This is a genomic window from Modestobacter lapidis, assembly GCF_054780755.1.
This window is the reverse complement of sequence record NZ_BAAGVS010000003.1, coordinates 200508-215456: the sequence shown is the minus strand read 5'-3', so window position 1 is coordinate 215456 and position 14949 is coordinate 200508. Positions and strand designations below refer to the sequence as shown.

Genomic DNA, 14949 nt, shown 5'->3' with positions numbered 1-14949 from the left:
AGGACTCCGGACAGCAGGGAACGAGGAGGCGGACCGCACTGTCCACCCGTAGCCAAGAGCACGGGTGCCGTGAACCAGCCCGACCGCGGTCATGAGACTGGTCACGTCACCCGTGCCCGGCGCCCGACTACGGCTTGAGCAGCACCTTCACCGCGCCGTCCTGCTTCTGCCGGAAGGTCTCGTAGGCCTCCGGAGCCTGCTCCAGCGGCACGTGGTGGGTGGCGAAGGTGTCGACGCCGAGCGGGTCGGCATCGGTGAGCAGCGGCAGGATGTCGGGCACCCAGCGCCAGACGTTGGCCTGCCCCATCCGCAGCTGGATCTGCTTGTCGAACATCGTCATCAGCGGCATCGGGTCGGACGCTCCGCCGTAGACGCCGGACAGCGAGATGGTGCCGCCCCGCCGCACCGCCGCGATCGCGGTGTTGAGCGCCGCCAGACGGTCCACCCCGGCGACCTGCATGACCTTCTCCATGATCGCGTCGGGAACGATCGCGCTGGCCTTCTGGGCGAACTTTGCACCCGGTGAACCGTGCGCCTCCATGCCCACGGCGTCGATGACGGCGTCCGGCCCGCGGCCGTCGGTCTTGTCCCGCACCCAGGCGACCACGTCGGCCTGGGTGGTGGAGTCGAGCACGTCGATGCCGTTGGCCCGCGCCCGGGCCAGCCGCTCGGGGACGATGTCGCAGGCGAGCACCTGGCCGGCGCCCAGGTGCTTGGCCACCCGGGTGGACATGTCGCCGATCGGGCCCAGGCCGAGCACCAGCACCGAGCCGCCCGGCGGCACCGCGGCGTACTGCACCGCCTGCCAGGCGGTGGCCACGACGTCGGAGAGGTAGATGAACCGGTCGTCCGGCGGGCCGTCGGGCACCTTGATCGGCAGCGTGTTGCCGAAGGGGACCCGCAGGTACTCGGCCTGCCCGCCGGGCACCTGCCCGTAGAGCTTGGTGTACCCGAACAGCGAGGCGCCGTAGCCCTGCTCGCGGTTCTGGGTCGTCTCGCACTGGCTCTGCAGCCCCTGCCCGCACATGAAGCAGGTGCCGCAGGAGATGTTGAACGGGACGACGACGCGGTCGCCCGGCTGCACCGCCGTCACCTCGGGGCCGACCTCGCGGACGACCCCCATCGGCTCGTGGCCCATGATGTCGCCGACCGTCATGAACGGGGCCATGACGTCGATCAGGTGCAGGTCGGACCCGCAGATGCCGGTCGTGGTGATCTCCACCACGACGTCGGTGGGGTCCTGGATGGTCGGATCGGGGACGGTGTCCACCTGGACGTCGTCCCGGCCGTGCCACGTCACTGCGCGCATGCGTCGCTCCTGTCGTCTGAGGGGCACCCGGCGGTCTCCGCTGGTCAGGCCAGCAGAACGTCACCCGGCGCGTGCACGCCTGCTCGTACCCGTGATGAGGCGTTCGACTCATCAGCTCGGCGCACACATGACGTCACGGACGGTCGACGGTTGGCAGTTCCTGTTGTGGCGCTGATCACTTGACCGCGTGTGCATACCCCCGACGTCACATCACGAACCGGTCACGACGTGTTTACATGGGCCCCGCCCGATCCGGCACGCCGGAGTCGGGCGCGTCATGCCACGTACGGACGAAAGACAGGTGTATGGACCCGCAACGCCTCGCCCGGCTCCTCGACAGCCGATCGGCGCTCGCCGACGGCCACCCGGCCGGCGGCCTCGCCGTCTGGCCATCGGAGGAGCTCCGGGCGACGGCCCGGTCGCGCGGCGTCCTGATCTCCGGCACGCCCACCGCCCCGCTCGCCCCCGAGCTCGTGGGGCTGGAACTGGCCGCGATCGAGCTGCCGGCTGCACACCCGGCGGAGCCGGCCGGGGACGGGTCCGCCGCGGACGTCGACGGGTCGCCCGAGCAGGTGGTCACCGAGATGGCCGCCGGCCGCTGGTGGAGCCGCCGCCGCCGTCCGTCGGTGGTTGCCACGGCCGCACTGCTCGGTGCGGTGAGCCTGGGCGGCCTGCTCACCTCCGGAGGGGTCACCGCCCACGCCGCGGCGCCGGCCACCACCGAGGCCACCAGCGTCGCCGAGGAGCTCGGCCTGCTGCGTGCCCAGGCCTCGGCGCTGTCGGAGGACGAGGCGGCCGGTCGGCTGCAGGAGATGGTGGCCAGTCGGGCCCAGCGGGAGGACGCGAAGGTGGCGGCCGCCCAGACCCAGGCCGCCGCCGAGCAGGCGGCGATCGACGCGGCCGCCGCCGCGGCCGCCGAGGCCGCCCGCCCCAAGGTCGTGCTGCCCGTCGCGGGCGCCCGGCTGACCAGCGGCTTCGGTGCCCGCTGGGGCACCCTGCACGCCGGCATCGACCTGGCCGCGCCGATGCACACGCCCGAGTACGCCGCGATGGACGGCGTCGTCATCAAGGCCGGTGCCGCCAGCGGGTACGGCCTGGCGGTGTACATCCAGCACCAGAACGGCGACGTGACCGTCTACGGCCACATGGATTCGATCCTGGTCGCCGAGGGGCAGGTCGTCCGGGCCGGCGACACGATCGCGCTGCTGGGCAACCGGGGCCAGTCGACCGGTCCGCACCTGCACTTCGAGGTGCACGTGGGCGGCATGGACGGCACCAAGATCGACCCCGTGGGTTGGCTGCGGGAGCACGGCGTCCACATCTGAAGAAGGTCGAAGGACCCTGCTGCCCCCCACGCTTCGCAGGCTCAGCGCGGGGCCCTGCAGCAGGGCCTGACCCCACCGCTCGCGAGCTCGCGGCGGGCCCCTGCGAGGGGGCCGGGCAGGCCCGCGGGTTGGTGATCCTGGCGCGGAGCCGTGACATGCGGCATGGTGCATGTGGGAGCGCCGAGGCGGGGGAGGACCGGAATGGGGCACGACCACGCCTCCGGGCACGGCACCGCCTCCGCGGCGCACCGCCGTCGGCTCGCGTTCGTCCTGGCCCTGACCGGAAGCGTCTTCGTCCTCGAGGTGGTCGGCGCGCTGATCTCCGGGTCGCTCGCTCTGCTGGCCGACGCCGGGCACATGGCGACCGATGCCCTGGGTATCGGCCTGGCCCTCGGGGCGGTCACCCTCGCGCAGCGCCCCGCCGCCGGCCGCCGGACGTTCGGCTGGCAGCGCATCGAGGTCCTCGCCGCGGGGCTCAACGGCCTCCTGCTGCTCGGCGTCGGCGCCTACGTCGTCGTCGAGGCCGTCCGGCGCATCGGGAACCCGCCGGACATCCACTCCGGCTGGATGCTCTCCGTCGCCGGTGTCGGCCTGGTCGCCAACCTCGTGTCCCTGGCCGTCCTGCACGCCGGTCAGGCGGAATCGCTGAACACCCGCGGCGCCTACCTGGAGGTGCTGGGCGACGCGCTGGGCTCGGTGGCGGTCATCGTCGCCGGCGTGCTGATCGCGACCACCGGCTGGACCGGGGCCGACGTCGTCGCCTCGCTGGCCATCGGCGTGCTCGTGCTGCCCCGCGCCTGGTCGCTGCTGCGCGAGGCGCTCGACGTGCTCCTGGAGGCCGCGCCCCGCGGGGTGGACCTGGCGCAGGTGCGCGCGCACGTCCTGTCGGTGGACGGCGTGCTGGACGTGCACGACCTGCACGCCTGGACCATCACCTCCGGGCTGCCGGTGCTGTCGGCGCACGTGGTGGTCAACGACGGCGTCCTGGCCGACGGGCACGGTGGCCGGGTGCTGGACGCCCTCTGCGTCTGCCTGGGTGACCACTTCGACGTCGAGCACTGCACCTTCCAGCTCGAGTCCGCCGGGCACTCCGACCACGAGTCGCCGGTCCACGAATGAAGAAGGACCCCGCTGCCCCCCACCACTCGCAAGCTCGTGGCGGGACCCTGCAGCGGGACCTGACCGCGCTGAGCTTGCGAAGCGTGGGGGAACGGGGTCCTTCTGTCAGGCGGCGTGCACCATCGCGCCCTCGGCAGGCAGGTCGTCCTTGGTCGCCTTGATCAGCGCCGCGGAGACGAGCGCGCCCGCCACCAGCAGGCCCGCGGCCCAGGTGAAGGCGGTGGTGTACCCGTCCACCTGCGCGGCGAGGCCGAGCGCGGGGTCCCGGGGGTCGCCGCCGGCGGCGACGCGGTCGGCCAGGGCGGACGTGACCGCACCGACCGAGATGGTGGCCAGCAGCGCCGTCCCGATCGAGGCGCCGACCTGCTGGGTGGCGTTGAGCATCGCGCTCGCGGCACCGGCGTCGTGCTCCCCGGCGCCGATGAGCGCCAGGTTGGACAACGGCACGAACGTGAAGCCCAGCCCGAGGCCCAGCAGGAGCTGGCCCGGGAAGGGCAGTGCCCAGAAGGAGCTGTCGACGGTCAGGAAGGACAGCACGAACAGGCCGGCCGCGGCCAGGAGCCCACCGAGCACCATCAGCGGCCTGGGCCCGGTCTTCAGCACCAGGGCGCTGGCGGCGCCGGCGGCGATCAGCACGCCGAGCGTGACAGGCAGCGAGGCGAACCCGGCGACGACCGGCTCGTACCCGAGGACCTGCTGGAAGTACAGGCTCAGGAAGAAGAACGCCCCGATCAGGCCGGCGCCGACCAGCGTGGAGGTCAGGTACGCCCCACCGCGGTTGCGGTCGAGGACCAGTCGCATCGGCAGCAGCGGATTGCGCACCCGCAGCTCCACGACGACGAACGCGGCGATCAGCAGCAGGCCGACGACGATGAAGGTCAGGGCCGGGCCGTTCGTCCAGGCGCTGTCGGTCGATCCGGTGACCGCGTTCTCCTGCGAGGCCTCCGCGACGCGGGTGAAGCCGTAGACCAGCGAGGCCAGGCCGAGGGTCACCAGCACGGCGCCGGGGATGTCGTAGCTGGTCTCGCCCGGGGCCTTGCTCTCCGGGACGACCGGGATGGCGGCGACGATGGCGACGATGGCGACCGGCACGTTGACCCAGAAGCACCAGCGCCAGTCGGCGTACTCGGTGAGCACCCCACCCAGCAGCAGCCCGACCGCGGACCCGCCACCGGCGATGGCGCCGTAGACGGCGAACGCCTTGGCCCGCTCCCTGGCGTCGGTGAACAGCACGGTCAGCAGGGCGAGGGAGGCCGGGGCCAGCAGGGCGCCGAACACGCCCTGCAGCGCGCGGGCACCGAAGAGCATCACCTCGTTGGTGGCCAGACCGCCGAGGGCGGAGGCGACCGCGAAGCCGGCCGCGCCGACCAGATAGGTGCGCTTGCGCCCCCAGAAGTCGGCGATCCGGCCGCCGAGGAGCAGGAAGCCGCCGAAGGTCAGGGTGTAGGCGGTGACGATCCACTGCTGGTTGGCCGCACTGACCCCGAGGTCGGCGGTCACCGCCGGCAGGGCGATGTTCACGATCGTCGCGTCGAGGATGACCATCAGGACGGTCACGGCGATGACGGCGAGGGCCAGCCACCGTCTCGGATAGGGCTCGGCGTCGGGGAAGACCCCCGAGGCGGTGGCGTTCGGGGCGGTGTCGCTCACGGATGTCCTCGATCGTCGTTCGGCTCGGCCGAGTTGTCGGCCAAGAGGCGAAGGTAGTGGCCTGCGACGATGCAGTCGTGCCGGTTTCCGTGGTGTTCATCTCAGACACCCACGTCCCCCGGCGCGCCCGTGATCTTCCCCATGCCCTGTGGGTCGCGATCGAGTCCGCGGACGTCGTCGTGCACGCCGGCGACTGGGTGGACGTCGCGCTGCTGGACGAGCTCGGGCAGCGGTCGCGCCGCCTCGTCGCGGTGTACGGCAACAACGACCACGCGGCCCTCCGCGAGCGGCTGCCCGAGGTCGCGCGCGTGGAGCTCGAGGGCCTCCGCTTCGCCGTCGTCCACGAGACCGGGGGCGCGCAGGGCCGCGAACGGCGCTGCGCCGAGCGGTTCCCGGACGTCGACGTGCTCGTGTTCGGCCACAGCCACATCCCCTGGGACACCGTCGCCGACTCCGGGCTGCGGCTGCTCAACCCCGGCTCGCCGACCGACCGCCGCCGGCAGCCGAACGGCACGTACCTGACCGCGACGGTCGACGAGGGCCGGTTGACCGACCTCGTGCTGCACGCGCTCCCCGTCCGCGCGGGCGGCCGGCGATGAGCCGCCCTCCGCTGGTGCCCGCGGCCGTCGCGCTGCTGGCCTGCCCGGTCTGCGAGCAGCCACTGTCGGGGACGGACTCCGGGGTGGCCTGCCCGCAGCGGCACGCCTTTGACCGGTCGCGGCAGGGGCACGTGACGTTGCTGGCCTCGGGCAGCAGCGTGCACCCGGGCGACTCGGCCGAGATGGTCGCCGACCGCGCGGACTTCCTCGCCGCGGGTCACTACGCCGGCCTGACCGCCGCGCTGGCCGGTGCCGTCCTGGCGCCGGGCGAGCCGGGCACCGTCCTGGACGCCGGCGGCGGGACCGGGGCGCACCTGGCGGGGGTGCTGGACCGGGCCCGGGGCGCGGTGGGCGTCGTCCTGGACGTGTCGCGCTACGCGGCCCGGCGCGCTGCCCGGGCCCATCCGCGGGCCATCTCGGTGGTCGCCGACACCTGGGCCCGGTGGCCGGTGCGCAGTGCGAGCCTGGACCGGGTGCTGGTCGTCTTCGCGCCGCGCAACGGTGCCGAGACCGCCCGGGTGCTGCGCCCCGACGGGCGGCTGGTCGTCGTCACCCCAGCCGCGGATCACCTCGCCGAGCTGGTCGGCCCGCTGGGGCTGCTCTCCGTCGACCCGACCAAGGCCGATCGGCTGGCCGCGTCGCTCGGGCCGCATCTGCGCCCGGTGGCCGCGGCGGCACACCGCGAGGAGCTGCTGCTGGACCGGGCCGCGGTCCGCACCCTGGTGGGGATGGGGCCGCACGCCCGGCACCGCACGCCCGCCGAGCTGTCCGCGGCGGTCGGCCGACTGGCCGAGCCCGTGCGGGTGACGGTGGCGGTGGACGTCACCACGCACGCTCCCGGCTGACCCCGGGCAGCCGAGGGCCCGGAACGCCAGAGGGCCCGGCCTGGTCGGCCGGGCCCTCGTGGGGATGGAGCTGGACTGCTCGGGTCAGCGTGTGACGTGCTTCCGGTTCGTCGCCATCACGTAGATGCCCAGCACGACGATCGCGCCGATGATGGAGCCGATGATCCCGGAGGTGCCGAGCTCGAAGCGGTGGGGCTCGAAGATCAGGCTGCCCAGCAGATTGCCGACCACGGACCCGACGATGCCGAGCGCGATGGTCATACCGATCCCGAGATCCTGCTTGCCCGGGATGATGGCGCGGGCGATCAAGCCGGCGATGCCACCGATCACGAGCAGCACGATGATGTTCCAGAGAACGTCCATGTGAGCCTCCTAAGCATGGCGGCGCACCGCCGCGTGCTGGAACCTCCAGCGCAAGATCATCAGTTCCCGGTCCCGATCTTGGCCAAACTTCCGGAACCGGTCGGACTCGCTGAACCACCCGCTCGGGTGACCCTCGTGACTTGTCCGTGACCTGCACCGACGCGCCACGACGGGCCACGCCCGTCGCCCGTCGCACGTGCGCTGGGCGCACCGTCTAAGCTCCGAGCGTGACGATCGCACCCGCCCCGATCGTGAGCCGGCCCAGCCCGGCGCACGAGGCCGAGAAGGGGTCGCGGCTCCTGGGTCTGCTGCGCACCACCGACCACAAGACCATCGGCATGATGTACCTGACGACATCGTTCGTCTGGTTCTTCGTGGGTGGCCTGATGGCGCTGCTGATGCGTGGTGAGCTGGGTCAGCCGGGCCTGCAGTTCCTGTCGCCCGAGCAGTACAACCAGCTCGTGACCATGCACGGCACGGTCATGCTGCTCTTCTTCGCGACGCCGTTGTTCTTCGCGTTCGCGAACCTGATCATGCCGCTGCAGCTGGGCGCGCCGGACGTGGCGTTCCCGCGATTGAATGCTTTCTCCTACTGGTTGTTCTTCTTCGGGTCGGCGCTCGCGGTCTCCGGGTTCCTCACCCCGGGCGGTGCGGCCGACTTCGGCTGGTACGCCTACACCCCGCTGTCGACCGGGGCGCACAGCCCGGGCGCCGGTGGTGACCTATGGATCGCCGGCCTCGCGGTCAGCGGGCTGGGCACGATCCTGGGTGGCGTCAACTTCATCGCCACGATCGTCTGTCTGCGCGCACCCGGCCTGACCATGTTCCGGATGTCGCTGTTCACCTGGGCGGCGCTCACCACCAGCATCCTGATCCTGCTGGCCTTCCCGATCCTCACCGCGGCCCTGATGGCGTTGCTCGCCGACCGGCACCTCGGCGCGCAGGTCTACTCGGCGGCCAACGGCGGCCCGATGCTCTGGCAGCACCTCTTCTGGTTCTTCGGCCATCCAGAGGTCTACATCATCGCGTTGCCGTTCTTCGGCATCATCAGCGAGATCATCCCGGTCTTCAGCCGCAAGCCGCTGTTCGGCTACAAGGGCATGGTCTTCGCGCTGATCGCCATCACCGCCCTCTCGCTGGCGGTGTGGGCGCACCACATGTTCGCCACCGGTGCAGTGCTGCTGCCGTTCTTCAGTTTCATGACGTACCTGATCGCGGTGCCCACGGGGATCAAGTTCTTCAACTGGATCGGCACCATGTGGCGGGGCCAGATCACGTTCGAGGCCCCCATGCTGTTCGCGATGGGTTTCCTCATCACCTTCCTGCTCGGTGGGCTGACCGGCGTGCTGCTGGCCTCCCCGCCGTTGGACTGGCACCTCAACGACAGCTACTTCGTCGTCGCGCACTTCCACTACGTCGTCTTCGGCACCGTGGCGTTCTCGGCCTTCGCCGGCATCTACTTCTGGTTCCCGAAGATGTGCGGCCGGATGATGGACGAGCGACTGGGCAAGCTGCACTTCTGGCTGACCTTCATCGGCTTCCACGGCACCTTCCTCATCCAGCACTGGCTGGGCAACGAGGGCATGCCGCGCCGGTACGCCGACTACCTGCCGTCCGACGGGTTCACCACCATGCACACCATCTCGACCATCGGGTCCTTCGTCCTCGGCGCCTCGACGATCCCGTTCGTCTACAACGTGGTGAAGTCCTGGAAGCACGGCCGGCTCGCCCTGCGCGACGACCCGTGGGGCCACGGCAACTCCCTGGAGTGGGCGACGTCGTCTCCGCCGCCGCGGCACAACTTCATCGAGATCCCGCGGATCCGGTCCGAGCGTCCCGCGTTCGAACTGCACTACCCGCACCTCACGGAGCGGCTGCAGATGGAGGCGCACGCCGGCAAGGGCCACGAGCCCTACGCCAGCGAGACCGGGCTCACCGGTGGGCACCGCCAGGGCCCCAACGACAAGGACTTCACCTGAGGAAGGGCCCCGTCCTCCGCGCCCCTCGCAGGGCCGGGGCGAGCCTCTAGACGGGGCCCCAGGAGGCGATCGCTCACCCGAATGCCCCGCCCGCCATCCGGCCGGCGGGGCGTTCGGCATCCCGGGCGGCTGCGGGCAGCCGTCCGGTGTCCGGCACGATGGCGGGGTGACCGACCGTGCCCCCGCCCTGACCGCGCCGTCCGGCTCGCCCCCGGACCAGGCCGCGCCGTCCTTCCTGATCACCGTCACCGGGGCCGACCGGCCGGGGGTTACCGCGGCGTTGTTCACCGCGCTGCAGGGCACGACGCCCACCCCGGTCGAGGTCGTCGACGTGGAGCAGGTCGTGGTGCACGGGCAGCTGGCGCTGGGCGTCGTCGTCCGGGAGACCGCCGCTGCCGACGGCGGTGCCCCGGTCGGGACCGGGACACTGCTGGAGCGCCTGAGCGTGCTGGCCGGTGAGGTCTCCACGGCCACCGGCATGCAGGTGACCGTGGAGACGTCCGACGCCCGGGCCGGGCGCCGGGAGCGGGCGGGGCGCCCGCACCACGTCATCGTGCTCGGTCGGCCGGTGCCGCCCACCGCCGTCGCCGGTGCCGCCCGGGCCATCGCAACCGTCGGCGGCAACATCGACGCGATCCGCCGGCTGTCGGACTACCCCGTCACCAGCTTCGAGCTGACCGTGTCCGGGGCCTGCTCCACCGAGCTCCGCACGGCGCTGGCCACGGTGGCCGCCGAGACGGGCACCGACGTGGCCGTGGAGCAGGTCGGCCTGGCCCGCCGCAGCAAGCGGCTCATCGTGCTCGACGTCGATTCCACCCTGGTCCGCGGTGAGGTGATCGACGAGCTGGCCGCGCGGGCCGGCCGGGCGGCCGAGGTCGCCCGGATTACCGCCGCGGCCATGAACGGAGAGCTGGACTTCGAGGAGTCGCTGCGCGCCCGGGTGGCCGCACTGGCCGGGCTGCCGGTGGGCGTGCTGGACGAGGTGCGCGAGCACCTGGTGCTCACCCCGGGTGCGCGCACCCTGATCCGCACGCTGCAGCGGCTCGGGTTCCGCTGCGGGATCGTCAGCGGCGGATTCAGCCAGATCACCGACCCGCTGGCCGCCACCCTCGGGCTGGACTTCGCCGCCGCCAACACCCTCGAGGTCGCCGACGGGAAGTTGACCGGGGGACTGGTCGGCGAGGTGGTCGACCGGGCCGGCAAGGCCCGGGCACTGGCCCGTTTCGCCGCGCAGTACGGCATCCCGCTCGAGCAGACCGTCGCCGTCGGTGACGGCGCGAACGACCTGGACATGCTCAACGCCGCCGGCCTGGGGATCGCGTTCAACGCCAAGCCGGTGGTCCGCGAGCAGGCCGACGCCGCGCTCAACCAGCCCTACCTGGACGCCGTCCTGCAGGTGCTCGGCTTCACCCGCGATGAGGTGCTCTATGCATCGTGACCCTTCGGGTCACACCGCTGCCAGGAGCCGTCCCCGGCTCTCGCTGAGCCGTTGCCCGGTCCTCCTCGACGAGGCCTCCGGCCCCGGTCGTCGGACCGGAGCGGCTGACGCCGCGGAACCGTGGCTGGGTCCGCAGGTCAGCCCGTGGTCATCGGCTGGGCCTGCCCTACTTCCCCCTCCAGCTCCACGCCGGCGGTGCGGAGCTGCTCGAGCGCGGCCTCGGTGGAGGCCTCGGCGACGCCGGCGGTCAGGTGGAGCAGGACCCGGGTGCTGAACCCGGCGCCGACGGCGTCCAGGGCGGTGGCGCGCACGCAGTGGTCGGTGGCGATGCCGACCACGTCGACGGCGTCCACGTCGTGGGTCCGCAGCCAGTCGGTCAGCCCCACGCCCGCGCAGCTCCCCTCGAAACCGGAGTAGGCGGCCGCGTGCTCGCCCTTGTCGAACACCGCCTCGATCGGCCCGCGGTCCAGGTCGGGGTGCAGGTCGACGCCGCCGGTGCCGACCACGCAGTGCGCGGGCCAGGACTCGAGGAAATCGGGGCAGTCGGAGAAGTGGGCTCCCGGGTCGATGTGGTGGTCGCGGGTGGCGACGACGTGGGCGTACCCGCCCGCCGCGGTGTGCGCGCTGATCGCCCGGGCCACCGCGGCGCCACCGGCCACGGCCAGGCTGCCCCCCTCGCAGAAGTCGTTCTGCACGTCGACCACGATCAGCGCTCGGCTCATGCGCCCATCCTGCCCGGCGCCCGGCGCGGGGTGCTCATGCCGTGCAGGTCTCCAGCACCGGCTCGCCGCGGGACAGCGACCACGCCTCCGCCGGCAGCGTCCCGCGCACCCGCCGGTGCAGCTGCTGCGCGGCCCGCAGCGCCTCGGCCGGTGGCCGGCGGCCGACCAGCTCGCCGTCGCGAACCAGGGGCACCAGCAACTCGCGGTCGCCAGCGCGAGGCTCCACCGGGCCGCTGCTGACCACCTCGGCGGTCGCCGTCCCCTCGGCGTCGTGCCGCCGGACGGCGGACTTCCGCCCGCCCACCGACCGCTTCCCCTCGGAGTTCTTGGCCACCGGCACGCCGTCGCGCTCGACCAGCTTGTAGACCATCCCGACCGTCGGCGCACCCGAGCCGGTGACCAGGGAGGTGCCCACGCCGTAGCCGTCGACGGGGGCCGCGGCCAGCCCCGCGATGGCGTACTCGTCGAGGTCGCTGGTGACGATCACCTTGGTGCCGAAGGCGCCCAGCGAGTCCAGCAGCTCGCGGGCGCGGGTCGCCTGCACGGTCAGGTCACCGGAGTCCAGGCGCACCGAGCCGAGCTTCGGCCCGGCCACCTCGATCGCGGTCCGGATGCCCTGCTCGGTGTCGTAGGTGTCGACGAGCAGCGTGGTGTCCACGCCCAGCGTGGCGAGCTGGGCGCGGAACGCCGCCGCCTCGTCGTCGTGCAGCAGGGTGAACGCGTGCGCGCTCGTCCCGGTCGTGGGAATGCCGTAGCGGGCGCCGGCGGCCAGGTTCGACGTCGCGGTGAAGCCGACCAGGGCGGCTGCCCGCGCGGCTGCCACCGCCGCCTCCTCGTGGGTGCGTCGGGAGCCCATCTCGATGCACGGGCGCCCGCACGCGGCCCCGACCATGCGGGCTCCGGCCGAAGCGATGGCGCTGTCGTGGTTGAGCACCGACAACGCCAGCGTCTCCAGCAGCACCGCCTGGCCGAAGGGTGCCCGCACGGTGAGCACCGGCGAGCCGGGGAAGTAGAAGTCGCCCTCGGCGTAGCCCTCGATGTCGCCGGTGAAGCGGAACCCGGCGAGGTGGTCGAGCAGCCGCTCGTCCTCGATGCCCTGGGCCCGGATGGCGTCCAGGTCGGCCTCCCCGAACCGGAACTCGGCCAGCGCGTCGAGGAAGCGGCCGGTGCCGGCGAGCACGCCGTACCGGCGGCCGTGCGGCAGCCGGCGGGCGAACACCTCGAACACCGTGTCGCGCCCGGCGGTCCCGTCGGCCAGCGCCGCGGCCAGCATGGTCAGCTCGTAGCGGTCGGTGAGGAGCGCTGGGCTGAACGTCGGCAGCGGGGGGCTCTGCGGCATGGACCAGCACGATAGGTGGCCGCTGCGTGGAGCGCCCGTGGTGGTCGGCTTACAGTGATCAGGTGGCCGGACCTCTCGCGCCCGAGCGCACCCCAGACACCACGACGGGGGAGCAGTCGGAGATCGACCGCCCCTGGGTCACCCTGGTGTGGGACGACCCGGTCAACCTGATGACCTACGTGACCTTCGTGCTGCAGGAGCTCTTCGGCTACGACGAGCCGACCGCGACGACGCTGATGCTGCAGGTCCACAACGAGGGGAAGGCGATCGTGAGCTCCGGCCCGCGCGAACGCATGGAGCACGACACCAACCGGCTGCACGCCTACGGCCTGTGGGCGACCTTCCAGCGCGACTCATGAGCGAGGAGATCGCGTGAAGCCCTTCCGCCGGAAGGGCGATCAGGTCGTCGCCCGCATCGTCGACGCCGAGGCCAGCATCGTCGGCCTCCTGCTCGACCAGCTCGAGCAGCTGCTCACGGCCGACCCCGACGACGCCGGGGGAGACCCGGTCGTGGAGCGGCTGCTGCCGCCCGGCCACGCGAGCGACCCCGAGCTGGCCGCCGAGTACCGGGAGCTGACGGTCTCCGCGCTGCGCGAGGGCAAGGCCGACGACCTGGCCCTGGTCCGGGCCACCGTCCCGCCGCAGGGCGGCGAGATCCGGCTGGACGACGAGCAGGCCCGCGCGTGGCTGCGCACCACCAACGACCTGCGCCTGGCACTGGGCACCCGCCTGGGCATCACGGCCGAGACCGAGCCCCCCGAGATCGACGTCGCCGGTGACGAGGGCTCGCAGCTGACCGTCTACTACTGGCTCACCGCTGTGCAGGGGTCGCTGGTCGACGCGCTCGCCGCGGGTCGCGACGCCCGAAGGTGAGCAGCACCAGCACCGCGATCAGCAGGTCGGCGATGAAGAACACGTAGACCAGGCTGGGCACGTTCAGCCCCTTCACCAGCCCGCCCACGCAGGCCAGCAGGGTCACCGCCGACAGCGCCAGCAGGAGCAGCAGGGCGAGCAGCCGGCCGGTCACCAGCAGGGCCAGTTCGATGCGGTCGGTCCGGAGGTCCGTGCTGGCCCGGCCGCTGCGCCGGAACAGCCCTCCGGCGCCCAGCGCCAGAGCGGGCAACGGGAGCACCACCACACCGACGACCATCAGCACCTCGAGGACCACGGAACGCGACGCTATCGGCTCGACACCTGCGGGCCACACCCCGTTCCGGCGCGCCCGGTGCCGCGGGTCGTGGCACCGGGTCGGGGGAGGAGGGTGGCCCGGTGGAACCACCGCCTAGACTGTGCCCGTGCTGCGCATCGAACGCGCGACCTACGACGCCATCGTGGCCCACGCCCGCCAGGACCACCCCGACGAGGCGTGCGGCGTCGTCGCCGGGCCCGAGGGCAGTGACCGGCCCGAGCGCTTCATCCCGATGCTCAACGCGGCGCGGTCGCCGACGTTCTACGAGTTCGACAGCGCCGACCTGCTGAAGCTCTACCGCGACATGGACTCGCGCGACGAGGTCCCGGTGATCGTGTACCACTCGCACACCGCGACCGAGGCGTACCCGTCGCGCACCGACATCAGCTACGCCTCCGAGCCCGAGGCGCACTACGTGCTGGTGTCCACCCGCGAGCACGGCGAGCAGACCGGCCTGGCCGGCGACGACGTCGAGTTCCGCAGCTTCCGCATCGTCGAGGGCGAGGTGAGCGAGGAGGACGTCGAGGTCGTCGAGTCCTACCTGTTCGGTCACTCGCCGACGACGGTCGTCTACGACTGAAGAAGGACCCTCCTGCCCCCCACCGCTCGCAAGCTCGCGGCGGGCCCCTGCAGGAGGGCCGCCGCGGCCAGGGGAACAAGTCGGTCGCGGAGCGGCGTTCCCCCCAGCAGTCGCCATCCCCGCGTGCCCCGGGCGCGCGCCCCTCACCCCTCACCCCGCGAGAAGGAGTTCCACCGCCATGGCCATCCAGGTCCGGATCCCGACCATCCTGCGCACCCACACCGGGGGCAACAAGACCGTCGAGGGCAACGGCGACACGCTCGCCGCCCTGGTCGACGACATCGACGCCCAGCACCCCGGCATCAAGGGCCGCCTGGTGACCGACGAGGGCAAGTTGCACCGCTTCGTCAACGTCTACGTCAACGACGAGGACGTCCGCTTCACCGGTGCGCTCGACACCGCCGTCAAGGACGGCGACTCCGTCACGATCCTGCCGGCCGTCGCCGGCGGCTGACGGGGCTCTCCCCGTACCCGCACCCGTCAGGAGAGACC

Annotated in this window: 16 protein-coding genes; 10 read left to right on the top strand and 6 right to left on the bottom strand. The window is 72.5% G+C overall.

Translation table 11 applies throughout. The annotated features are described in order from the left end of the window. Nucleotides 1-127: 127 nt before the first annotated feature. Nucleotides 128-1309 (bottom strand): zinc-dependent alcohol dehydrogenase, encoded by a 1182-nt coding sequence (locus ACYVG5_RS06090; RefSeq protein ID WP_222045839.1) that lies wholly within the window; start codon nucleotides 1307-1309, stop codon nucleotides 128-130. Nucleotides 1310-1614: 305 nt separating this feature from the next. Between ACYVG5_RS06090 and ACYVG5_RS06085 the strand changes: the two genes are divergently transcribed. Continuing rightward, nucleotides 1615-2634 (top strand): M23 family metallopeptidase, encoded by a 1020-nt coding sequence (locus ACYVG5_RS06085; protein ID WP_246629633.1) that lies wholly within the window; start codon nucleotides 1615-1617, stop codon nucleotides 2632-2634. A 201-nt stretch (nucleotides 2635-2835) separates the two neighbouring features. Further along, nucleotides 2836-3753 (top strand): cation diffusion facilitator family transporter, encoded by a 918-nt coding sequence (locus ACYVG5_RS06080; RefSeq protein WP_222045836.1) that lies wholly within the window; start codon nucleotides 2836-2838, stop codon nucleotides 3751-3753. 105 nt (nucleotides 3754-3858) lie between these two features. Here ACYVG5_RS06080 and ACYVG5_RS06075 read toward each other — a convergent pair whose 3' ends face one another. Continuing rightward, complete coding sequence (locus tag ACYVG5_RS06075) at nucleotides 3859-5403, bottom strand: MFS transporter (RefSeq protein ID WP_222045834.1); 1545 nt, start codon at nucleotides 5401-5403, stop codon at nucleotides 3859-3861. A 77-nt stretch (nucleotides 5404-5480) separates the two neighbouring features. Here ACYVG5_RS06075 and ACYVG5_RS06070 point away from each other — a divergent pair, with 77 nt between their 5' ends. Together ACYVG5_RS06070 and ACYVG5_RS06065 are read left to right on the top strand one after the other, a co-directional pair. Then, nucleotides 5481-6002 (top strand): metallophosphoesterase family protein, encoded by a 522-nt coding sequence (locus tag ACYVG5_RS06070; protein ID WP_222045832.1) that lies wholly within the window; start codon nucleotides 5481-5483, stop codon nucleotides 6000-6002. After that, a complete protein-coding gene (locus ACYVG5_RS06065; RefSeq protein ID WP_222045830.1) occupies nucleotides 5999-6847 on the top strand; it encodes a putative RNA methyltransferase in 849 nt (282 codons plus the stop codon). The genes ACYVG5_RS06070 and ACYVG5_RS06065 overlap by 4 nt, the downstream gene beginning before the upstream one ends. A gap of 84 nt (nucleotides 6848-6931) precedes the next feature. Here the strand turns inward: ACYVG5_RS06065 and ACYVG5_RS06060 are convergent, their stop codons facing one another. After that, nucleotides 6932-7210, bottom strand: coding sequence for a GlsB/YeaQ/YmgE family stress response membrane protein (locus ACYVG5_RS06060; RefSeq protein ID WP_222045828.1), 279 nt, complete (start codon nucleotides 7208-7210; stop codon nucleotides 6932-6934). A gap of 227 nt (nucleotides 7211-7437) precedes the next feature. Here ACYVG5_RS06060 and ctaD point away from each other — a divergent pair, with 227 nt between their 5' ends. Together ctaD and serB are read left to right on the top strand one after the other, a co-directional pair. Next, the gene (gene ctaD / locus ACYVG5_RS06055) at nucleotides 7438-9189 is read left to right on the top strand and encodes an aa3-type cytochrome oxidase subunit I (protein WP_222045826.1); all 1752 of its coding nucleotides are present in this window, start codon (nucleotides 7438-7440) and stop codon (nucleotides 9187-9189) included. Nucleotides 9190-9355: 166 nt separating this feature from the next. Further along, nucleotides 9356-10627 carry a phosphoserine phosphatase SerB gene (gene serB / locus ACYVG5_RS06050; protein ID WP_222045824.1) on the top strand — a complete coding sequence of 424 codons (1272 nt, stop codon included), beginning with the start codon at nucleotides 9356-9358 and terminating at the stop codon, nucleotides 10625-10627. A gap of 137 nt (nucleotides 10628-10764) precedes the next feature. On the opposite strand, the gene ACYVG5_RS06045 is transcribed toward serB, so the two are convergent. Together ACYVG5_RS06045 and ACYVG5_RS06040 are read right to left on the bottom strand one after the other, a co-directional pair. Beyond that, nucleotides 10765-11349: an isochorismatase family protein gene (locus tag ACYVG5_RS06045; RefSeq protein WP_222045821.1), complete on the bottom strand. Its 585-nt coding sequence runs from the start codon at nucleotides 11347-11349 to the stop codon at nucleotides 10765-10767. 34 nt (nucleotides 11350-11383) lie between these two features. After that, nucleotides 11384-12688: a nicotinate phosphoribosyltransferase gene (locus ACYVG5_RS06040; protein WP_246629631.1), complete on the bottom strand. Its 1305-nt coding sequence runs from the start codon at nucleotides 12686-12688 to the stop codon at nucleotides 11384-11386. Between the two features lie 62 nt (nucleotides 12689-12750). Between ACYVG5_RS06040 and clpS the strand changes: the two genes are divergently transcribed. Continuing rightward, nucleotides 12751-13047 carry an ATP-dependent Clp protease adapter ClpS gene (gene clpS / locus ACYVG5_RS06035; protein ID WP_222045819.1) on the top strand — a complete coding sequence of 99 codons (297 nt, stop codon included), beginning with the start codon at nucleotides 12751-12753 and terminating at the stop codon, nucleotides 13045-13047. A gap of 13 nt (nucleotides 13048-13060) precedes the next feature. Further along, on the top strand, nucleotides 13061-13561 hold the full coding sequence (locus ACYVG5_RS06030) for a DUF2017 family protein (RefSeq protein ID WP_222045817.1): 501 nt from the start codon (nucleotides 13061-13063) through the stop codon (nucleotides 13559-13561). Here the strand turns inward: ACYVG5_RS06030 and ACYVG5_RS06025 are convergent. After that, nucleotides 13500-13856 carry a hypothetical protein gene (locus ACYVG5_RS06025; RefSeq protein ID WP_222045815.1) on the bottom strand — a complete coding sequence of 119 codons (357 nt, stop codon included), beginning with the start codon at nucleotides 13854-13856 and terminating at the stop codon, nucleotides 13500-13502. The genes ACYVG5_RS06030 and ACYVG5_RS06025 overlap by 62 nt on opposite strands. A 127-nt stretch (nucleotides 13857-13983) precedes the next feature. On the opposite strand from ACYVG5_RS06025, the gene ACYVG5_RS06020 reads away from it, so the two are divergent. Both ACYVG5_RS06020 and ACYVG5_RS06015 read left to right on the top strand, forming a co-directional pair. After that, a complete protein-coding gene (locus tag ACYVG5_RS06020) occupies nucleotides 13984-14457 on the top strand; it encodes a M67 family metallopeptidase (protein WP_222045813.1) in 474 nt (157 codons plus the stop codon). 178 nt (nucleotides 14458-14635) lie between these two features. Beyond that, nucleotides 14636-14911: a MoaD/ThiS family protein gene (locus ACYVG5_RS06015; RefSeq protein ID WP_222045811.1), complete on the top strand. Its 276-nt coding sequence runs from the start codon at nucleotides 14636-14638 to the stop codon at nucleotides 14909-14911. The last annotated feature ends 38 nt before the right edge of the window (nucleotides 14912-14949 follow it).